At 45.3% G+C, this 21,716-nt stretch carries 18 protein-coding genes; 10 read left to right on the plus strand and 8 right to left on the minus strand.

Translation table 11 applies throughout. The features are described 5' to 3' along the window. Nucleotides 1-96 precede the first annotated feature (96 nt). Entirely contained in the window at nt 97-951 is an 855-nt protein-coding gene (locus LZZ85_RS21875) for a hypothetical protein (RefSeq protein ID WP_237875498.1), read from the plus strand. Between the two features lie 285 nt (nt 952-1,236). On the opposite strand, the gene LZZ85_RS21880 is transcribed toward LZZ85_RS21875, so the two are convergent. Beyond that, a complete protein-coding gene (locus LZZ85_RS21880) occupies nt 1,237-1,482 on the minus strand; it encodes a hypothetical protein (protein ID WP_237875499.1) in 246 nt (81 codons plus the stop codon). Between the two features lie 9 nt (nt 1,483-1,491). Between LZZ85_RS21880 and LZZ85_RS21885 the strand changes: the two genes are divergently transcribed. From LZZ85_RS21885 to LZZ85_RS21900, 4 genes are all read left to right on the plus strand, one after another. Next, nucleotides 1,492-9,714, plus strand: coding sequence for an FG-GAP-like repeat-containing protein (locus LZZ85_RS21885; protein WP_237875500.1), 8,223 nt, complete (start codon nt 1,492-1,494; stop codon nt 9,712-9,714). A 627-nt stretch (nt 9,715-10,341) separates the two neighbouring features. Further along, nucleotides 10,342-10,683, plus strand: a complete 342-nt coding sequence (locus LZZ85_RS21890) for a hypothetical protein (protein WP_237875501.1) — start codon at nt 10,342-10,344, stop codon at nt 10,681-10,683. Between the two features lie 169 nt (nt 10,684-10,852). Then, the gene (locus tag LZZ85_RS21895; protein WP_237875502.1) at nt 10,853-11,293 is read left to right on the plus strand and encodes a hypothetical protein; all 441 of its coding nucleotides are present in this window, start codon (nt 10,853-10,855) and stop codon (nt 11,291-11,293) included. A 252-nt stretch (nt 11,294-11,545) separates the two neighbouring features. Beyond that, nucleotides 11,546-11,764, plus strand: coding sequence for a hypothetical protein (locus LZZ85_RS21900; RefSeq protein ID WP_237875503.1), 219 nt, complete (start codon nt 11,546-11,548; stop codon nt 11,762-11,764). A 51-nt stretch (nt 11,765-11,815) separates the two neighbouring features. On the opposite strand, the gene LZZ85_RS21905 is transcribed toward LZZ85_RS21900, so the two are convergent. Continuing rightward, nucleotides 11,816-12,145, minus strand: coding sequence for a helix-turn-helix domain-containing protein (locus LZZ85_RS21905; RefSeq protein WP_237875504.1), 330 nt, complete (start codon nt 12,143-12,145; stop codon nt 11,816-11,818). Nucleotides 12,146-12,290: 145 nt separating this feature from the next. Between LZZ85_RS21905 and LZZ85_RS21910 the strand changes: the two genes are divergently transcribed. Both LZZ85_RS21910 and LZZ85_RS21915 read left to right on the plus strand, forming a co-directional pair. Further along, nucleotides 12,291-12,494 (plus strand): SymE family type I addiction module toxin, encoded by a 204-nt coding sequence (locus LZZ85_RS21910; protein ID WP_237875505.1) that lies wholly within the window; start codon nt 12,291-12,293, stop codon nt 12,492-12,494. A gap of 1,097 nt (nt 12,495-13,591) precedes the next feature. After that, nucleotides 13,592-13,960, plus strand: a complete 369-nt coding sequence (locus LZZ85_RS21915) for a hypothetical protein (RefSeq protein WP_237875506.1) — start codon at nt 13,592-13,594, stop codon at nt 13,958-13,960. Nucleotides 13,961-14,135: 175 nt separating this feature from the next. Here LZZ85_RS21915 and LZZ85_RS21920 read toward each other — a convergent pair whose 3' ends face one another. Beyond that, nucleotides 14,136-14,375 carry a hypothetical protein gene (locus LZZ85_RS21920; protein WP_237875507.1) on the minus strand — a complete coding sequence of 80 codons (240 nt, stop codon included), beginning with the start codon at nt 14,373-14,375 and terminating at the stop codon, nt 14,136-14,138. Nucleotides 14,376-14,932: 557 nt separating this feature from the next. Here LZZ85_RS21920 and LZZ85_RS28870 point away from each other — a divergent pair. Continuing rightward, nucleotides 14,933-15,121: a DUF1508 domain-containing protein gene (locus LZZ85_RS28870; protein WP_432422778.1), complete on the plus strand. Its 189-nt coding sequence runs from the start codon at nt 14,933-14,935 to the stop codon at nt 15,119-15,121. 380 nt (nt 15,122-15,501) lie between these two features. On the opposite strand, the gene LZZ85_RS21925 is transcribed toward LZZ85_RS28870, so the two are convergent. The 4 genes from LZZ85_RS21925 to LZZ85_RS21940 all read right to left on the minus strand — a co-directional run bounded on the left by LZZ85_RS21925 (nt 15,502) and on the right by LZZ85_RS21940 (nt 19,630). Beyond that, nucleotides 15,502-17,013, minus strand: coding sequence for a T9SS type A sorting domain-containing protein (locus tag LZZ85_RS21925; RefSeq protein WP_237875508.1), 1,512 nt, complete (start codon nt 17,011-17,013; stop codon nt 15,502-15,504). A 466-nt stretch (nt 17,014-17,479) separates the two neighbouring features. Further along, the gene (locus tag LZZ85_RS21930; RefSeq protein WP_237875509.1) at nt 17,480-17,815 is read right to left on the minus strand and encodes a hypothetical protein; all 336 of its coding nucleotides are present in this window, start codon (nt 17,813-17,815) and stop codon (nt 17,480-17,482) included. Between the two features lie 478 nt (nt 17,816-18,293). Further along, on the minus strand, nt 18,294-18,602 hold the full coding sequence (locus LZZ85_RS21935; RefSeq protein WP_237875510.1) for a JAB domain-containing protein: 309 nt from the start codon (nt 18,600-18,602) through the stop codon (nt 18,294-18,296). Nucleotides 18,603-18,790: 188 nt separating this feature from the next. Further along, the gene (locus LZZ85_RS21940; protein WP_237875511.1) at nt 18,791-19,630 is read right to left on the minus strand and encodes a hypothetical protein; all 840 of its coding nucleotides are present in this window, start codon (nt 19,628-19,630) and stop codon (nt 18,791-18,793) included. Nucleotides 19,631-19,788: 158 nt separating this feature from the next. Here LZZ85_RS21940 and LZZ85_RS28875 point away from each other — a divergent pair, with 158 nt between their 5' ends. Next, nucleotides 19,789-20,016 (plus strand): helix-turn-helix transcriptional regulator, encoded by a 228-nt coding sequence (locus LZZ85_RS28875; RefSeq protein ID WP_432422776.1) that lies wholly within the window; start codon nt 19,789-19,791, stop codon nt 20,014-20,016. A gap of 86 nt (nt 20,017-20,102) precedes the next feature. Then, nucleotides 20,103-21,026 carry an AbiTii domain-containing protein gene (locus LZZ85_RS21945; protein WP_237875512.1) on the plus strand — a complete coding sequence of 308 codons (924 nt, stop codon included), beginning with the start codon at nt 20,103-20,105 and terminating at the stop codon, nt 21,024-21,026. A 99-nt stretch (nt 21,027-21,125) separates the two neighbouring features. Here the strand turns inward: LZZ85_RS21945 and LZZ85_RS21950 are convergent, their stop codons facing one another. Next, on the minus strand, nt 21,126-21,617 hold the full coding sequence (locus LZZ85_RS21950; RefSeq protein WP_237875513.1) for an SPOR domain-containing protein: 492 nt from the start codon (nt 21,615-21,617) through the stop codon (nt 21,126-21,128). Nucleotides 21,618-21,716 lie beyond the last annotated feature (99 nt).

The raw sequence follows: 21,716 nt of genomic DNA on the forward strand, positions 1-21,716 counted from the left end.
GCTCAGGTCAGGTCTTTGCAGCGTTAGTGGAACCACTTTAGCGTTACTTGAATCAAGATATTCAGTATATTGTTTGGTACCAAGACAAACGATTCGATGAGTAAACGCAGTTCTAACCGGCTTCCCAAGCTGTTTTTCCCGATATTTTCTTTAGTGATTGGTAGTATCTATGGTGCTATTATGTTGAATATGAGTAAGCCGTTCGAGGCTATCACCTCCTTTTTTGTTTCTATCACCTTGTCAGGACTTACTCTTTGGATTGAATTCAAGGCTGCCGATATTGCTGCCGAAAATCAAATTACTGGCATATTGTCGACTATGGCTTTCGCCAAAAAGCGCAATCTGGTTTGGAATTTAAAAATTGAGCAGCTCCTTACAGAGATTGAAGAATTGGACACTCAGGCGATCCGATTGAATGAAAGCGAACTTGAAGAATATACTTGTAAGCTATTGAAGGATATCGCCAAAGATTCGTGGGGCAACAAAAGTTATTGCGCTACGCATATCGTTAATACGGATACCTATTTGAATGTATGGGGTAAGGACTGTCCATACTATAAATCCATGGTAGATTTTGTTCAACCACAAAAGGAAATTCTGAATAAGGGAGGTTCGGTTGTGCGAATATTCATCTTCACGGAAGATTATCTAACCAAGCATTTAACGGAGTGTGAGGATATGCTTGCACACCATGATAGTTGGTTTAAAGGGACAAAAAATAAGGTGACGACCTTATTCCTGGTCGCTGAATCACTTCACCTCATTTCCAATGACATTACTATCGTAAATAATGAATATGTTTTTGAGTGGCAACGGAATTTGACAGCCGATTTCGGCTATGCTGGCGGAAAATGTTATATCAAATCGGATATGAAGCGGTATGTAGATTTATTTGATAAGTTAAAGAGAGGCGCGCATCCAGCCAAGATGTTAAGGGGTTATATGAGCTAACCTTCGACTGTTCTACCTTAATAAAATAAATGTTGGAACGGTCAAGAAGCAGGCGATGAATGATATATAATATGTTGGACAGCGGATATAGGTTTTTCCTTCATTGGTTGCAGGTACGCGTTTTCGGAATTGAACGTGCATGGCAAAGCCGCTATTAGACTTTCTGTCGCCGGCTATACAATGGATTTTCAATCCATAGAATATTTAGTAAAAAATCTCTACTTACATTGTGGTATAGCCGTTGAGGCTCAACATGTTTTCTACTAAAAGCCCTTTCTATGGGCCTCATTGTCGCTTGACCGTTTGGAAATCAAGCGCTATTTTAGCCCAGATTTTGAGCTGGCCGCCAAGCGCTTTTGCGGCCTCTTCCACCAACCAAACTGATTCATGCGTTCCACTAACATCCCCCTTATCCGAGGTTTCTGGTACAGAAACTTTCCGTTTATTTTTTTGTTTTTTGCCTTCCTGACTATCCGATCCGATGCACACACACAGATGCGAAAGCTTTTTTCTGATAATGATGTGCCTCAAAATGAGGTGATGAAGTTCAGCTTTTATAGCCGGTCCGAAGGATATGTAGCGTTCCGAGACTGGGTGGGATACACCGTTGATTCCGGCAGGACTTATATTAGAAAGCCAGTGACACTCAACAACGTAAACTACAATTCTCATCTTGTTAACCTCACGTTTGGTTTTGGAATAATGGGTGTCAAGGCATTTGACCAGCAAAATATTATTCTGTATGGGCATTACGGATTTGAGCCGGCTATCTTGAGGTCCTACAATGGGGGAAATACCTTTACCCTGGTTTATTATCTTGGCGTCAACCCAAGTGAGTTCCTGAATGGTGTTCCAGATATGGTTTTCCCGGAAAATAATCTGGTAGGATATGCCATTGAAGCAAACAATATTTTGAAGACGACTGATGGAGGGGTCAATTGGGTAACCCATAAGGCATACCCCGGTAAATATTTAACCAGGATAGATGCGCTGGATAATAATAATGTTTATGCGTACGGCACATATGGAAATTTGACGAACCTGGTAAAAACCACCAATGGCGGAGCTAGTTGGCAGGATATTACAATGCCTTCCATCCCCGGCAGCCATAAGACCATCCTTTCAGCGTTCTTCCGGACCGCGTCGAAAGGATGGTTGAGTTATTCAAACACCGATAACCAAGAGTATTTTTTCACCACCAGCAATGGTGGCGCGTCGTGGACATTATTGAACGATCCCGTAGCCACTTCTTTTGGTTGCAGCGAAATGAAGTTCTTCGACGATAATAACGGGTTCGCACTGTCGGGAATGAATGAGGTTTACCGGACGTCGAATGGCGGTGTTATATGGGAGCCTTTACCGCGGGATAATCGGTTTGAATACCTTAACTATTCTCACAATGATCTTGCATTCTGGAATGACCAGCAAATATGGGCCGGAGGTGGCGGAGGCCTTGTTGAGATAAGTACCAATGGCGGAGGCTCTCCGTTGCCACGTGCTTATTTTAAAATCGATACAGCGGGGCTGAAGGCTACGCAAAAGGTGAAACTGCTGAATTATTCGCGCCAGAGCTATTCTTACCGTTGGCTGGTGAATGGCGTGGAAGTAAGTACCGCGTATAATGCCGAATATACGCATGATATTTATCACGTATTCGATACAATTCAACTGATCGCCAGCAACGGAACATTGATTGATACCACTCTACGATACCAACCGTTTCATCCGCCGTTGATCGTATCGTCGTTTACACCTACGAGAGCAGTGTCGGGGCAGATCGTTACTATCGAAGGAATCAATCTCAGCGGTGTAACATCCGTTTCGTTTGGAGGAGTGCCTGCTGCCAGTTTTACTATTGTTTCTTCTACACGGATCACCGCCAGAGTGGGAGGAGGCGCTTCCGGAGACGTGGTGGTGGGTCGTTCCAATAGCTGGAGTTCTCTTCCCGGCTTTACGTTCGTAGCGCCACCGGATGTTACCTCTTTCAGCCCTGTATCTGCCACTACCGGCGAACTGATCAGTATTTATGGCTCCCATTTTCAAGAGGTGATCAGGGTTAGGATGGGTGCTATTCCTGTTATATCTTTCACGGTCGTTTCTCCAACGTTGATCACTGCCATTGCCCCTTCCGGTCGTTCCGGCAGTGTATATGTAGAAACAGCAGGGGGAAAAGATTCTCTTAACGGCTTTATTGCTTTGCCTTCGATCACGTCTTTCAACCCTGCGCAAGGTACTCAGGGCTCCCGGCTGAAAATCAAGGGTACGTCTTTGTTGGACATTACGGCAGTGACGGTTGGCGGTTCTCCGGCGAGCTCTTTTACGATACATTCACCGGACAGCATCACGGCAATTGTGAGTGGAGGCAGTAGTGGGGAGGTTGTGATTTCGAAACCGGGAGCCAATGCCTCTTTGCCCGGATTCGTTTGGAGCCCGGCGCCTGTCATCACTTCTTTTGCGCCCGCTTCGGGTCCGGTGGGTACAGAGGTTGTCATCAGTGGAACTGGCTTTAATGCGGCTGCTGGGAGCAATACCGTTTATTTCGGTGCAGTCAAAGCCACTGTTGTTTCCGGCAGCGAAACTTCCTTAACGGTTAAAGTTCCGGTCGGAGCCACGTTTGATGCGATCAGCGTTACCAGCAATTTTCTTATTGCTTATTCTGCCAAACCGTTCTTAGTCAGTTTTGCCGACGGAGGAAGTATTTCTTCCAACAGCTTTTCGGAGGCTTTCAGTTCTAATGCCGGAACTAATTCTCCCAGGCATATTGAAAAGGGCGATCTGGACGGAGATGGTAAAACAGATCTGATAATTACCTCTTCGGGAGGCACGTCGTCCCAACCGGGAGCCTATATTTATCGCAATACAAGTAGTACTACCACAACTTCTTTTGCGGCTCCTATCCATCTGCCTGGAGGAGGGACAAAAACCGGCATTGGAGACCTTGATGGCGATGGGAAGCTAGACCTGGTGATATTTTCTGATAACACTGTAAAGATATATCTGAATGCTTCTTCTCCAGGAAACATAAGCTTTATCCCAGACCAGGTATTGGTTGCAGGCTACACTTTTCTCAGCATCGCAATAAATGATGTGGATGGAGACGGAAAAGCGGATATTGTCTGTGTTAGTTCTTCCTCTGCGATCATTTTCAGGAACCAGAGCGACCCAGGAATGACCTTTTTTGCCGCACCGGTAGCCTTTTATACTGATGACTCCATAAACACGTTGGTGTCAGATCTGGATGGAGATAACAAGCCTGAAATCATCTCGAGCGGATCTAGAAATCAGTTAAGCGTGCTAAAAAACACCTCAGTAAAAGGAGTGATTTCTTTTGCCTACCCTGTCAGGTTCGAGGGGGTCGAGGACTCTCATATTGCGATTGGGGATTTGAATGGAGATGACCGGGCTGAAATTGTTATGTCCGATAATGAAGGACGCAAAGTGACTGTTTTTAAAAATACTGCTGCGACAGGAGATATCCGTTTTGTCCTTGTTGCCAATATTGAAGTGAATTCTCCCGGACAGGTGGCGCTCGCAGATCTTGATGGAGATGGCAAACTTGATATCGCCGTTTCTAACGTCATTAATCATTTTACTGTGCTCAAGAACTTGAGCAGTGGTGACAACATTTCTTTCTCGCCGGGGATTAGCTTCAAACAAGGATCGTTTGGTTCAGGAAACCCAATAGCCCTGAGTGATATTAATGGTGATGGTAAAGATGATGTCGTGGTGGCAAGCGCAATTGGGAAAACGATTGCCGTATACAGGAATAACGTACTGCCTGAACCGTTTGTTGAATCATTTACGCCTTCGATCGGAGTGGCGGGTACTGTTGTGACGATCACCGGAAGCAACTTCACTGGCGTAACTGATGTACATTTCGGTGTTACTCCTGCCGCGTCCTTTACCGTCAATCACGCGGGAAGTATTACAGCAGTTGTAGGTAACGGAAGTACCGGGGAAATTTCTGTGAAGAACAGTTTCGGTACCGGCTTTTCATTTGACTCCTATCTGTTTAAAACCCCGGCACCGCTGATCACCTCGTTTTTTCCTGAACAGGCATCTGTCAATGCAACAGTGACAATTACCGGAGAGAATTTTGATGGGTCGACGATGAATACCCACGTTTATTTTGGCGGTAGCAGAGCGGAACTGGTGTCTGCCACTTCAACAAGTCTGGTGGTCAAAGTGCCGTTCGGCTCAATGCACGAGCCGATCAGGGTTACCAGCAATGGCCGTGTTGCCTATAGCAAAAGGGCATTTACTACCACCTTCAATGGCGGTGGTGATTTTAATGCTGCCTCTTTTGCTCCGCCATACGTTCGGTCAGGCGGGGGGTACTGGCCATTTTTTCCCGATATAGACGGTGATGGTAAACCAGATATCGTCACTTCATCAAGCGCCAACAGTATCAGTATTTTGCAAAACGCCAGCATATCGGGTAGTTTTTTATTCAAAATGAGCCGGAGTTTTCCCATTGGACAGTCCCCCGGGAGTTTTGCTGCTGATGATCTGGATGGAGATGGTAAGCCAGATCTTGCCATGATATCCGAAAACAGAACACTCACCTTGCTGCGCAATAATAGTTCTCCCGGCGTAGTAGATTTTGCTGCTAGAAAAGAATTTGTGTTGGGAGCAGGTGAGCCCAGTGTCAGTACTGTGCGCATCAATGATATGGATGGAGATGGCAAGGCTGATGTGATCCTGGGTCATTTATCCGGCGGAACGTTTTCCATTTACCGCGGAACCGGTAGCCCGGGTGATATCTCTGTGGATGCCAGGAAAGATTTTTCCCTGAATGCAACTGCTGCCGTTTTTTATATTGCAGATTTTGATGGAGATGGCAAGCCTGATGTTCTTGGGCTTTCGGGTAATTCGATTGGTGTTTTTGCTTATCGTAATACCAGCACACCCGGTAACCTGTCTTTTGTGGGGAGAACGACTGTAACTGCCGTTCCCGGAGGAGTTGCTGTAGCTGATTTTGACAATGACGGAAAGCCTGATATTGCCTTTATACCACATACAGGTGAGGGACTGACGATTTACCGCAACACATCTGTAAATGGTGCGATAACTTTTGATGCCGGCACTCCTTTTCCGAGTAAAGGCACTTACACATCTATGGTGCCCAATGACCTGAACGGTGACGGGAAAGTAGACCTTGCCGTTAATTATGCAGGCAGGGAAGACCCCTATTCCGGACGTATGGTGACGGATGTTTTCCGCAATACCAGTTCGCCGGGTAGCATCTCCTTTGCTTCGCGGGTAACTTATCCGTCAACCGAGGGCTCCGGTAGTAGTGCGGCGTCAGTGGATTTTGATGGAGATGGCCGGGCAGATATCGTAAGTAGTTTATGGGCTGGGTTAAGTATCATGCGTAATACGAGCGGCGGACAGGGCCCAACGATCTCAGCGGTATCGCCACTGATCGCTCCTGCCGGAGCAACAGTTTTGATCAGCGGTAGTAATCTGACCGGCGCAACATCGGTTAGTTTCGGGGGTGTTGCGGCCAAATCTTTCACGGTTGAATCTTCTGAAAAGATCGTGGCTGTTATTGGTGAAGGAGCTTCCGGTATGGTGGTCGTGCAAATGCCAACCGGTACGGCAAGCATCAGCGGGTTTATCTTAGGTAAGGCACCCCTTATCACATCGGTTTCTCCCGGAGTAGTACCTGCCGGAGCTGAGATCGTGATCGAGGGTATGAATTTCACGGGGACCTCTTCTATCGCCATAGGTGGAACACCGGTCTCTTCTTTTATCATTATCTCGCCTTCATTGATCAAGGCAGTGCCGGGCAGTGGTTCGTCTGGCGAGGTACAAGTGACAACGCCAGAGGGTACCGTTTCTTTTGGTAATGTTTCCACAGCGCTTGCCCCGACGATCACTTCCTTTTCGCCTGTCAGCGTTACGGGAACTGGAACAGTCACTATCAATGGCTCCGGCTTTACCGGTACAACCGTAGTTAAACTTGGCGGCTATCCGGTAACGTTTACCATTGTTTCTCCCACTGTCATTACAGCGCAGCAGGATAGATATATGAGTTCAGGACTTGTCAGTGTCATAACGCCTGGAGGGACGGCTGAAAAGGACGGATTAGTTTTTTCGACCGGCCCTGATGTTACCTCTTTCTTTCCTCAGGCTGCTACGAAGGGTATGAAAGTAACGATAACCGGAACGGGACTGCAGCATGTTACCGAAGTTAAGTTTGGTGGTACTCCCGCCAGTTCTTTTACGATAATTTCTACCACAACGATAGAAGCAATTGTGGGGTCGGGCGCAACCGGCGATCTATGGGTCAGGACTCCTTCAGGAACAGGCGGGCGGCCGGGATTTACCTTTATCCAGGAGGGCCAACCTGTTATTGGTAGTATAGCACCTGCGATCGCAAGCACAGGAACGACGGTCACCATCACCGGTTATAATTTTACGGGTGCCAGTGCGGTTAGCTTTGGCGGCATAAGTGCTAGTTCGTTCAACGTAGTTTCGCGTGATACTATAACGGCGGTCGTGGCAGGTGGTGCTTCCGGTGTGATCACTATTTCTACTCCAACGGGAACTGCGGAGTTTGGAGGATTTGCCTATACCACCGCTCCGCTGATTACATCCTTTACGCCTGTATCTGCGCAGCCTGGTTCTTCGATCACGATTTTTGGCAGAAACTTCAGCAACAACCCTTCTTCCAATGTGGTGTACTTCGGGGATGTAAAAGCCACGGTAACGAAAGCCACTACCAGTTCGCTGATGGTCACTGTTCCGAAAAGTGCTTCCTATAGCGCACTGACAGTAGCGGTGGGAGGACTGACAGGGTATTCTCCTCATGCGTTCCTGCCGGTCTTTGCTGGTGCGGGAAAACTGAAGCCATCGAATTTTGCTATCCATATGGACTCGTCTTCCGCTAATGGACCCAATGCTGTTGCGCTGACGGACATCGATGGAGATGGGAAACCAGATATCACGGTCGCCAACCTGTCGTCGTCACTACAGGCAGGCATCTACACTTTCCGAAATGCCGGAGCTCCTGGGAGAATGGGTTTTGCCACTCACAATGAAATTGGAACCCACACAGCCCCTATTTATCTGAAGTATGCCGATGTGAACGGGGATACGAAACCTGATCTGACCTTTCCGGGTTCAGCCGATATAAACGGAGTGGGTGTTCACCCCAATACCAGTTCGCCCGGCACGATTAGTTTTGCTTCACCGCTTAAGATGACAGCGGGTCTTAGTAACTCCCATGTTTGCGCAGGAGATTTTGACGGTGATGGGAAGATTGACGTTGGTATTGTGGTAGCCAACACACATGCGGTATCGATGTTCCGTAGTACCGGGAGTGGAGGTACGACCTCTTTTGCGCCTGTTGTACAGGTGTCCGCAGGTATCTATCCGGATGCGGTCGCAGCAGAGGACATGGATAATGACGGTAAGCTGGATCTGGTCATCGTCGGCCTGAACTATATACGTGTAATGCGAAATACCAGCACCCCCGGCAATTTGAGCTTTACAAGTTGGGAAGTGCGCCTGCCTGGTTATAATAACCATCTGGCTACCGGCGATCTTGATGGTGATGGGAAATCAGATGTCGTGCTGATCAATAGAAGCAAGCCTCAGGGAATGATCATGAAAAACAGGAGCATGCCGGGCCATATAAAGCTTGAACCGGACGGCTATTTCAATACCAAAACATCCCCGGAGATTGTTGCCCTCGCTGACATTGACGGAAACGCGCAGCCTGATATACTGGTAGCTTCATCGGGGAATGAATTATCTGTTCTACCCAATATCAGCACTGGCAATTCGATCCGCTTTGATTCGGTTGTGCACATTCCTCTGTCTGCTCCCGCTTCTTATGTGGCTGTCGGCGACATGGACGGGGATGGAAGGCCCGACGTGGTGCTAACCAGTAAAGCTGCTAACAGCGTATCGATCCTGCGTAATCAGCAGGATACTGTTTCCTTGCTTGAGGTGCCGGCGTGTGCGAACACATCCAAAAGCCTGACATCCGGTGTTACCGGCAACTCGTATCAGTGGCAGCGAAATACGGGCGTTGGCTTTGCCAGCCTGACCGATGACAATGAATTCTCCGGAAGTCAGACTGCAACGCTTACTTTAGCGGCGATCCCTGCACATTGGGATAAGCATCTTTTCAGGTGTATGGTTAATGGTATCCAGTCGAGCCAATGGTTCGGTTTAGCGCTGAACCCTGTTTTGGATGCTGCCATTACGATCAGTTCACCTACTCTGATTGTTAACCCGGGCGCAAGTATACTGGTCTCATCCGCTGTGACCAATACAGGGACAACCACAGGGTTTCAGTGGCAGGATAGTACGGCGACGCATAGCTGGCAGAATATCAGCGGTGCGGTGCTTTCATCGCTCAATTATTCGCCGGGGGCAACCGGTGTAAGACTGCGATGTCTGCTGACGGGGGAGAGTGCCTGCAGCAACATCACGCTTCCCAGCAACGTGCTCCAGTTTACGCTCAATATTCCGACAAGTATCAATCCTGAGCCAGCCGCGGATCATGGTATCCGGTTGTATCCCAATCCAGTTGCGCAGTTGTTAAGGATCGATACGCTGAAGTTGGCAGACAGATGGGAATCCTTGCAGATCGTGAGCGCTGATGGCAAGCCTGTGCTGCAATGGCGGACCATTGTCAACCAGATGAGTGTGTCGATTGATGTCAGCCAGTTTCCTGCGGGGCTTTATTTTGTGATCATGAAGAAAAAGCCGGAGAAGACGGTTTATCTGAAGTTTGTGAAAAGATAGAAAGGGAGTGTAAATAATCGAGTTGTCTCCAAACTTTTTTAGTTTAGCAGTCGCGTCCGAGATGTCTCGGACGCGACTGTTTTTTTGGGCATTGTGAACGGGGACCAACGGTTTTTTTGTCTGGCTAATTGGCTGAGAGAAGGCGATGAAGGTTACAGCTGTTTTTTGTCCGTTTTATTCGGTAGCCTAAAGCGAGCCCGTATATCCCGCCAAGATACTAAAAGACTGTATGCGCCAGCCCTGGACGGCAATGAACCTTCTTTACAGTGAGAAGCCCGTCCATGTTTTCGGATGTTTCATTTTCCCGCCCTCATTAACCCGAAGGTGGTCGTGCTATTGTTCAGCATGAGTATCCTACCTTGTTTAGATGCTACAAACCATGCATTATATTTTTCGGTTTTACCGTCGGATCGCTTAGTAAGCGATACTGACCAGTCCGTCGTGATGACTGATCCTTTGAACTGCTGTTTATAGGATTGCACATTCCCTGTGGTGCCGTAGCCTCCGTTATTGAAAAGATTGGGATGCTGTTAAAAGTGGGGTTAAATCAATGTGGAATTATCATTCATCTACCCCTTTTAAGCAGCAGATTAGTGAATATATAACTCAGGCAAAAAGCTGGGACAATTGGGCGCAAGCCGTAGAGCTTTCTGTTCTACTTTTTGCTCCCGGAAAGGTAAATACAGCTTTGAAGGTAGAAAATGGAGCAGGGGGGGCATTAAGGCGGCAGGTGCTATCGAAGCGGAAACGATTGCTGCCGCTGGATTAAGAGATCAGTATATTGCTGCAGTTTCTGGATTAAAGGCTATCGGAGACAATCTGCTAAAGTTTGGAATTGAAGAAAAATATGTTGCTGAGGCGCTGAGTATAACAAGGAGGAAACTGGGAGAGGTTTTCAAAGATGCAACTCCGGCAGATCTGCGTGAGTGGATATATAAGTTTAATGAAATAGATATCAAGACAAATTAGGGCCAACTTATGAGTTCCTTAAGAACGTGCAAAAGAAAAGTGATGCATCTATAATAGAATCATCTTCCAGGCCTTTAGGTACAAAGGAACAGTTGGGAGCAGCTCTTTACAAAGAGTTCGGTGAGGCTGTTCGACCTGTACTCGAGAAATACGAAATGATATCCAAAAAATGAAAATAAGAATTTTACAAAAAAGCAGAGCCTCGAGTCAGGCATTGCTTGATCTATCTACAGGGAAGGTTGAGTTTTATATTCTTTCAGTTGATGATAATTCATTGTCAGAATTCCCTGTCAAAGGAGTTTATGAGATAATCAACAATCATTTGGTAATATTATATAAGCCTGAAGTTGATAAAGTATTGTTACGTGTTGACGTCGACGAATTTGTGATTAACGATAAGTTTTCTTTAAAGTATCACATAGAAGGGAATAGGGGAATTCTGATAATTAGAGACCATTCTAAAGTGATTTCTTTGGATATTTTTCTTGGGAACTTATTTCCTGTGAGCACTTTTCATTATTCCGAGGATGAGGAGGATGTGAATTTTTTACTCTGGTTGTCAAATGTTCTGAACTCAAAAGAGCGCTTTAAAATTTTATTAGACACATAGAAAGAAGTTACATCAGCCTGAGGCACTTTCTGCGCAAAGAAATGTATTGAAAGCGACTGCCAGATTGATGATGAAAGATAGAAAAGCTGCTGCAGCTCTTGATAAGAGTGATCCTATTAGACCTTTTCAGTATTACGTTGATAAGTATACACAAAAAGGGTATAGTGGAGAAAACTTGTGGTAGAAAATTATAACGGGGTCTGCAAAACCTAACGCAGAAGTAAACAAGAAGTTTAATATTAACTAGGTAATATGGCTGGTCAACAGGTTTTAGAAGAGCTTAAGAATATAGAAATAAAATGGCATAGAAACAAAAGCCATCATCGTTTTTATTACAGCGAATTAGCCGGGGAACTTCTATTGTTACGATTGAATGATTTTCCAGATGAGCCTCTGTTAACCCTTATTAAAGGACAGAATATTTGGGATATCGATGATGTTCCTGAGAAGTGGAACATTCCCTTTAGGTAGACGTAGTCTATTTCGAATAGCAAAAGCCGCTGAGAACATCAGCGGCTTTTATCATTTATAAGCGATCCTTGTTTTGGCGTGTTGGATAAGTCCGTCCAGGGAGTACATGATATGCGACTTATCTTCTTCGGGGAGCTTCTGAATGGCGATCACTTTCTCCAGGATATTTTTATCAAGTTCTACATCTGTATTGCCGACCAGGTAATCCAGCGATACGCCGAGAGCGTTCGCGATCTTGGCCGCTACTTCGACGGAAGGGGCGGCTTCTTCGCGTTCGTACCGTCCCAGTACATTGGCGTGGATGCCGACCTTATCGGCGAGTTCGGTCTGGGGCATTTTATGTTCTTTGCGGATGCGGTTGATCTTTGTTCCTACACTCATAATCGTTGTATTTAAGGCGGAATGGTTCCGTAAAAAAAAATATAGCCATCGGAAGTGTAGTAAAAATCTTGAAAAGTTTGTTTGAAACAACTAAAGTGGTGCTTTAGCACCTGACCAGTTGTTTTTAAATAAAATTTTTGTGGACATGGAAAAGAGAAAAAGAAGAGCAAAACTGCATGGCCGGTACCGCCCCTGCGACAACAGCACGACGGGTTATAAAGAAGTTCCCTGGCTGAACGTAAGCGGCCAGTGGCTGGCAAAGGCCGGCTTTGGCATCGGCGATGCGGTGGAGATTATCGTGGAAGAGAATGTGCTCACCATTAAAAACGCGGGCCATGTAGATCGCTGAGATCAAACATAAGTTATCGCTGGCGCAGGTGCTGCAGCATTACGGATTAAAGACGGACTAGCATCACCGCTTGTATTGTTCGTTCTATGCGGACAAAACGCCGAGTTGCCAAGTGTGTTATAAAACGAGACCTGTTACTGCTTTTCTGCTAACTGTGCTACGCATACGAAGGCCATGGACGTGATCGATTTTATTTTGCATAAAGAAGGTTGCAGCAAACATGAAGCACTGGTAAAAGCACGGAACTGAACGGTCATTATGAAGGCAAAGTAAAACATCATCAACCGTCAGCAACTGCACCTGTTGCAGCACCAGCAAAACCATCACAGCTATCACAGCGCGTGAACAGGTGCTGCAGAACATCTTCACGTATTTTACCAATGCGGTGAGCAACAGCAAGCCGCCGTAGGAATATATTCCATACAGAGGGCTGGAGTATTTACATGTTGATCGGGATTCGGATAGCGCTGCTAGCGCCCGGCCAGGGTACATGGAGTATTTACAAGCTATCGAACGCGCAAAGTTTAATCCCTTAGTGGAATGTTATGTGTTCAATTTTTTTTAGATTGCCAGAATCCTAGTTTGTTTATGTAATTTCATTACGTCAAAATCTGCACACACGATGGCGGAAAATTGGCGGACAAACCAAATAAAGTTTTGGCTTTTAAATACTTACGAATCCAGTTCTGGGCACATTAAAGCCTTCGTAAGAATTTGAGTATCAAATTTTTTCGAAGGTTTTCTGTTTCATGCCCGATGTATATCCACCGTTTATTTCCGCTTCTGCCCGCTGTTTTTTTGGAAGACAATTGGCGGACAGTTTTAATGATGAAAACGGCATTAATGGCAATCATTTTAACGGCAGACCTGAACCGGAAAGGTGACAAAAATTGGTACACTTTCGAATGGGGGTAAAGGGCGAGGGCAGCGGAGAGCCTCGGGAATTTTCACCTACACCAAACCAAAAGATCAAATCCAGAAACAACACAATGCTGAGGCCAAGCGGCTTCTTGATGTAAAATTGTTGGAGATCACGCTCGACCATCAATCAGTGGGTAGTTCGTTTACCCCGAGCCAGAGAATTAAGGAGAACTTCCTTGCTTTTTTGCATATTATGTAAAGCGAAACCGGACAGCGGGAAATCGGCAGATAAAAGTTACATTTACTTCGATCTGAATGCTAATGGAGATTTCCTACCCAGTAACCAGGAGAAGGGATTTTTCTTCAACGGATACGGATTTGAAAATGTTCCCGAAGACGAAAAAGGAAGTTTCAAAATAGATTATGATAAAGCTTTTATGAAAGCCCGGGAGTTGGGACTTATTGAAACAGACACCTCAAAAGCTTTTGGTTCCTTGCAATGGGAAAGCTTTCGAAAAAACAATACTTTCACCGGGCAATTTCGCTTCTACATCGATATCAAAACAAACGTAATTGAACACACCACTCCCGATGGCTACTATTAGAGCGTCGAATAAATGTGATGTTTATATTTTTAATCCATGGACTGGTGATTTTGTTGAGTTAAAAAAGATGAAAAAAGATCACTGGCGTTATAAAGACCGTAGCAGGTTTACAATGCTTATACCTGATAAAAATTAACGGGTAGATACATGGTTGAAATAAATTTACTAGATGTAATTAAGCACAGGCGATTCGGTATTTAAAGCTTGGTGACGCGAGGCGGATCTCTTTCATTCCTTTTGCTGCGCGGCCGAACTCGGCTGCGTTTTCACGTGTACGTTCATAACGTTCATCGTTTTTGATCCTCTTGCCATCGAGGCCCTGACTGTCGCGAGCCATAAACCCATCTTTGCTTTTGTAATAGGTTATGCCACCGATACGGCCAGTTAATTTGTTGGCAGATTTTTGTCTTCCCAAATTTTAAAAATTAAAAGTGTTAATCAATGCGGGATGTATACCTCCCTGGTTAATCGCAATTGCAACACAAAGGTAAAACCACGAGCAGGGGGCTCCAAGAGAGATGGACGTTTTGGAACCTATTGGTGCGTTTTGACTCCTTTTGGTACCATTTGACCGCAATCGTATGAGTGGAAGATTGCTTAAGCCTGGATAAGTGCAAGCTCAAACGCTTCCAGACGCTTCCCAAACGCTTCCTGAATACTAGCTGAACGAATAAACGACGCTTCCCTAACGCTTACAAGACGCTTACCAGACGCTTGCTCCCGCTGAAAAGAACGCTTCACTCACGAAGAATAACACAAATTCTATCGAAACAGGTTGCTTAGGTATGGGGTTAATTCTTTTTTTGGTGTGCTTGTAATAAAAAGGATTTCTTAAAGACTAACATATGTCGAGAGCTGCTGCCCCTCTGACTTCTGATACGGAGTTCGTTAAAAAAAAGTTTGTGGAGTGTGTAATAAAATCGCTTTTTCAAAGACTAATCTAAAAAGGAATTGTCTGAAGGTTCTCAAGTAGTGCAATGTGAAGAGAAACGCAATTTCAGCCGCCACAAGGTCGACCACAGTAAACATTTTTTCTGTTTGAATGATCCAAAAGGCGACGCAATAGGTTCGAGTCAAGGCTATGTAACTTTTGCCGGGGTCCGGAAAGCAATACGGGCAGTGAAGAAGCATTCTGTCATGGCACAGATTATCAGAGAGTGAGGCGGGTACACAATCTCTTGCAATGCAGTTTCGCCTACGAGGTGAAAGTTCGCAGGGGAGGTGCCTAGGAGGGCGACGCCCCTAAGGACAGATTTGTCGCTACGATCCTCCAACACTGTAGGATTTTAAAAGTAGAATGATTGTAGGTTAGTGGCGGAGTTACCTGAAATCTTAATCTATTATGAACAACAAACTGTCCTGAACAGAAAGGCACTGTCCGCTTGTAGAAAACAACCTGACTCGTATAATATTTATCAATTTTGCTGCAATGAGTGGTATGAAAGGTTTATAAGAAAGAGAACAGGCGAACAAAATTTACTAGATAAGCACCAAATGATGAACGCCTGTTAACTTCAGAATCATGAACGCCCTCTCTCCCTCTACAACTTCAAAAACTGCGCAGACCGGTCATTAACCTTCAGCAGATATTGCCCTTTGGGGAGCGATCGAACATCCAATGAATTATTTGTTGGGATGATTCCTGATTTTACTTGGAGCCCCATAACATTTAAGATCTGGTAAACCGGCGGCGCATCACCAGCGAGGCCTTTAACAGTTATCCAATCATTCGTGGGGTTTGGATAAACGGTTAGTGTGGTGTTTAGCGCTGCATGGAGCATTATCGTTTTTGAATACGCAAATTGTCCATTAATATCTACCTGTTTTAACCGGTAAAAGGAAGTCCCGGCGAGTGGTTGTTGATCGGTAAACCCGTAAGCCGCCCCATTGGCTCCGCCAGGTGAAGCAGGTACAATGCCGATCTTTACGAATGCCTGACCATCAGAGCTTCTTTCAATTTCGAAATGTAGGTTATCGCTTTCAGTGGCTGTCTCCCAGTCTAAACGATTGGTCCCCTCTAATACTCTACCGGAAAAGGAAAGCCATCTCACTGGTAACGGCCCCATCGTACCGGAAGTCATCACGCGTGTTCCATTGGCGGAAGGATTGATCGAGGTGGCTACCCACATACCGTTGCCATAGCCCAGTCCCCGCCACGGATTGTCCGCAGTAGAGGCTCGGCTTGTCCAGGCAATTCCATCCGGACTCGTCATGATGCGATTGCCGGTGCCATTGAGGGAGAGTGCTACAAATAGGCCGCCACCGTACTTAACTACGCGCCAGTTATTATCGACCGGGGTATTGCGGAGTGTCCAGGTGATGCCATCTGGACTGGTCATCACGCGTTGTCCTGTTCCTGCGGCTCTTACCGCGACGAAAAGGTTATTGCCAAAATCGACTCCCCACCATCCGGTTGTACCAGCAATCGCACGTACCGTCCAGTTGATCCCATCTGTACTGGTCACGACCGGCTCTGTCGAAGATTGCGAAACGCCGACATAAGTACCGTTACCGTAGGTGACAGCACCCCAGGTTGCTGCGGGGACACCTGTTCCTGCAGTCCAGTTGATCCCGTCGGTGCTGGTCATTGATCGGAGTGTTCCCAACTGAGCCAGGGCTACGAACCGGCCATTACCATACGTGAGCGCGGTCCATTGACTGCCATTGTCCGCAGACGAGCGAAGAGTCCAAGTGATCCCGTCCGGGCTTGTCATAACAGTATTAGGGCTCGCACTTGCTGTCCCAACTGCTACAAATAAATTTCCGCCAAAAGCCACAGCAGCCCAAACATTGTCGGCAGGCGTAGTTTGGGTAACCCAATTGATGCCGTCTACACTTGTCATGACCCTGTTCCCCGTGCCGGAGGATGCGGTGGCAACAAAACGACCATTGCCGTAAGCAACACTGAGCCATGCGTTCTCTGCAGGGTAAGAACGGGCAGTCCAGGTAATACCTGTTTGAGCACAAATAGAAGTAAATAAAAATGTCAGAAAGAAAATACTGATCAATAATCTTAAAAGTCCAATCTTCGTTTGTTGGTTGATTGCTGTCATAAGAAATGAAAGTTGAATGATAAATAGGTAAGGGTTAACACTGAGAACGATGGGAAAACCGCGTTTCAACGTTGTGTCAGGTGTATCAAAAATAGTGCAAAGCATTGCAAGGCCCATGAGTGCTCTTCTCGTGAGGCAGGTCGATGCTGTCCTCGATCCGCGTGTTGTCATCAAATATTCATGGGTAGGCGATAATAAACACCAATCAATAATAACGGTTGGATCATCTTTTTAATGGATGATAAGAAATGGTACCGAAGAAAAATAGAAGAAGAAAAAACGTCTCTGGTAAAGCTGAAGTCGCGCAACAAAGAAAAGAATTTCACCCGCAGAAAAATCAATCCGGGAAAATAAACACACCGCCGGGGATTTTGCATTGTCTCCTCTGACTTGGTCCGAGATAATATTTTCCACCATCGATAGAATTACTCCGCTTGCTCTTCCGCATAATGACTAGAGGCAGTACTCAATTTTTGAGTGTGTCCAGCCACTGTTTCGACATGGTTCGCAGTTGTTCCCAAAAAGGAGATTCCTGCAATTCTTCCAGGATTGTTTGCTGACTATTCTCCGGAGGGAACTGATCCATCCACTCATTGATCGCACTTAGTTGTTTCCATTGATCTGAACTAAAGGCATCAGGAAAATTTCCCAATATGACCTGGTACCAATTGTCAAAATCAAGCAACAACTCATCGGTCACCACCACGGAAGTTTCGTACAAGGTGGCTTGCTTATCTGCGGGAAGTGACAGAGCGACTACCGATTCTTTTAATAGTCTGATTACGTCTTCGCGAGTGGTCATGGAATGTTTTATCGAAGGTAAGAACGTATTCAGTGAAATAATCAAATTATAGCTGATCAAGCTATTTCATCAGTAACGTTTGTCCGCCATTTTTGTGCAATAATTCAGACAGTGTCGGAAATTATTAGAGGCATCCGTTTTTTGTTAGAAGAAGAGACGACGCAAAAGCTATTCTGAAGAAAGTTGGCCTGCCTGCGGAACTGACAGTTAAAACAGCTAAGTGAATATTTATCAGATTGGGATAAAAGCCATCACCCTGGTGGCTTTGTTGTTTGTGATGATGTGCTCGCCATTACTTCTATACTACGATGAACTAAAGTACAACGCCAGGACTTCATTAGTATGCTGCCTGGGCTGCCTTCTTCGCAGAAATTAATATCACTCTGCGAGAACATTTTTGAACATCATCGATTGTTCTGCAATCAGTATTTCGAAAACTCCTTCATCCATAAAACTGAAATAGCCTTCTCTGAAATGATCAGGTGAAAGCCTGCCCCGGGCTTGACCCGGGGAGCAGTCTGAGATTTACGAATTCACTTCCTTTCATCAATTGTTGCGTGATCGATTTGTCTGCCGGCGATGGTTTTAGCCGGCCGCTGGGATGGTTGTGAATGGCGACAATGGAGGAGGCGTTTTGTTGCAGCGCCAGGCTGTATACTTCACGTGGATCGATCAGTACTTTGTTCTGTGTGCCTAATGCGAGGAGTTCAAGAGCTTGTCCCGGGCAACGACCCGGGATGGCAGACAGTTTGCCCGGGACCGAGGCAGAGGATCCAGAAGTGTTCACGTGCGCGGTCGCGTTTGGAGCAGCGGCGGAGGATGGGCTGCATGAGGTGGAAGATGTCGGCGGAGGATTGGATGTGGATCTTTTGGTGGGGGCGGAGACGGATGGTCATGGGGTGTTGTTTTTGGAGTTAATGAATTGCGTAAGGCCCCCTCTAAATCTCCCCTGAAGGGCGAGATTTAGAGGGGGCTCTACGCCGCAGCAGTTTGCTTCCTAATCCAAATAAAACGTTCCTCCGGCAGTAATGCGTTCATTTGCTGTATGGAAACGGCTGGCTTGTGAATTTGAGTCAGTGTGTGTAACTGTACGTGATCATCTATAGCAGCCAGGCATACGATCTTATCGTGATCAATTCTCGCGAATTTTCCATTTGATACAATAAAGAAAAATCCCTGAATAGTCCCGCCTCCTGTCATGCTGTCTTCGTTACTCACTTCTACCGCCTCATTCGTGCCGGCTTCTTCCGCCGCCGGTATTCTCCCTGTGACGTACAGCAGCCAAACCGCATCCTGCAGGCGATGTAACAGGAGTACGATAAAGCCGATTTGCTTTTCAGACATGGTGGTGTATGGTGAACCTTCGCCTAGCGAGGATTCAAGGAGACCGCTGATAGCATTCTTCCAGTCGTCGATCGGTTGAAAGCGAAAGAATTCTTCGAGAACGGTTTCCGGGTTGCACCATTCATGCGGGTGAAGGTGGGAAGGAAAATCATCCCAATCGTTGAGCAGGGGATAGATGTGCTGGAGTTGTTTAAAGACGCAGGGGCGGTAGGGTGTCACCTGGTGAGGGAAATGCTGGTGAAGCAGGTGAGCGGCATCCAGGAGGCGCTGGAGGTTGTTTTGGCAATGGAGGAGGCGGGCGATATTGGGTGTATAGGTTTCTGTTTCTTCATCGTCGAATTCAGCATCGGCGAAGGCGGCGTTGAAGAAGTTGGAAAGGCGGATGGAGTGGAAATGAAGGGTTTCATCGCCGAAGAAGGCGAGGAGGAGGGAGTGGAGTCGGGTGAGGTTTTTATTGGTGTTGTGTGTCATGATGGTAAGGTTTAATGGTTGAGATTGTTGATAATGTAATCTACATAATAAAGTTTATATATTGTAAAATGCTATATAAATGTTATAATATGATGTATAATTCAGTGTCGCTGAATTTCTTAAAGAATTTTCTTTTCTTTAGATAGATATTGATCACGATGGCAAAACGTATAAGACCTAAGAAACACCTTTATATTAACAGGATAAAAGCGGTTTTAGCAGATAAGAATAAGACCAGCGAGGAATTGCGAGCGCATTTTGGTGTAGCGCAGTCAACGGTTTCGAATTGGGTAACAAATACGATACAGCCGGATGTCTATACGTTTTATGAGATAGCGAAGTTTTTGGATGTAGATATTAGGGAGTTGTTTGTGCCGACGAAGTAGTGTTGAATACCCCTGCCTGAATCTTGCCTAAACAACACGTACTTATCTTCCGAACTAATCTTTACAAATTTTAATTCTAAAAATTAATGGAGATTTCTAAATCAGAACATATAATAAGTCTCGCAAAAGAAATTATAGACGACATAGAATTGTCTCGTTTAGGCCCACAATCATTACTTCTTAAAGCAACAAGACTTGCTCGTTATGCGGATGATGAAGAAACTCGACAGTGGCTACGATTTGAAATGCAAGGTTACAAGAATACGGAATTGTCCTTAAAATATATGACTAAGACTGGAAGATGGACAGATAAAGAAAAAAATGAAGGCTATTGGTCCCCGTTACCGCAAATTCAAGCTAGTGCCGAAGCCCAGAAGCAAAAACTGTCTCTAATTAGAATTCCGGACACTAGTGGAGATCAGGCAGTGAGCGTCATCAACAGAGTTACAAATCAGATGAATGCTGTCACTAGAAACATATCGCAACTTGAGGGGATTATTTCGAGAGTGATCTCATTCATTCACGATTTTGCAACTAACGTGTATTATCAAAAAACATTTGATTTTGTTGCGGAGGGAATTTTTGATAGCTATAAAAAGGATGTTGATAACTTAATTGCTAAAAATTCAGGAGATATATTGGGGCAAATTCCGTCAGTTGTCGGCAGACTGTCTGATGGTGATAAAGAGTCAATTAGTCAAGCTCTGACTACTTGCAGGCGAATTATTGATTCTTTTGCGAATCACATATTCCCTGCTACAGAAGAAACAATAGAAATAGGCGGAAATACTTTATCGTTAAAACAGGATAAGACTCAAAATAGAATAAATGCGTTTATTCATCTGCATAGCAAAAGCGAATCTCAAAAAAAGAAGCTGCGACAAAACCTTTCTAATCTATATGAAAGAGTTTCTGCCGGTGTGCACTCAGATGTTGAATCGGCAGAGGCGAGAAGTTTATTTTTTAACACATATCTTTTGCTTGGAGAAATTTTGACGCTAAAAAAATAGTACTTGCAGCGTCACATCACATGCCGTCGTTGTAGGAAAATTAGTCCCTACTGAATTTCTTTTGGGTTGAGTTTTTTGAGAGTATTTTAAGTTTTACAACTATTGATAATTATTAATATATCGATGAAGTTCTGCAAGCGTTACCGCTTCTGTTAATTGGAGCCAGTCTTTTTTTTGTAAAGGCTTCATTCCTCTATGTATTGCGGTACTCGTTGCCCCTCCTATAAAGATCTGATAATGTACTTGGAAAGGTGGACTTGTGTCATCGGAGTTTGACAAATCTATATATTCGATATGCGGATAAGTCTCTATCGCAAGCGATATGACATCTTTCGCATGTCTTAATGGAAGTTTGTATCCAAGCCAGATACATTTATGATCTTTATGATTGCTGATACCTCTTAGCGGTTCATATATTTCAGCAGAGTAACCTTTTTTTCGCAGTTTCCGCACCAGAGCGTTTGCATTGGCAAAGTTTGAAACATGTACTACCGGCTCTTCATCGTTTTCCCCATCAGTTTCGATTATATCTAATTTTTCTCCCCGGGTTGCCATCGGTTGATTTCTAAATTTTTCAATTTCTCCTTCCATCCTTATAAATCTAGCTTCACTCTCTTCTAGCCTCAAGACGCTTTCATTGAGCATTTTAATTATCTGCTCTTGAGGAACCGATACTTGTACTTTTTCTTG

Source organism: Terrimonas ginsenosidimutans (assembly GCF_022012415.1).
Lineage (GTDB): Bacteria > Bacteroidota > Bacteroidia > Chitinophagales > Chitinophagaceae > Terrimonas_A > Terrimonas_A ginsenosidimutans.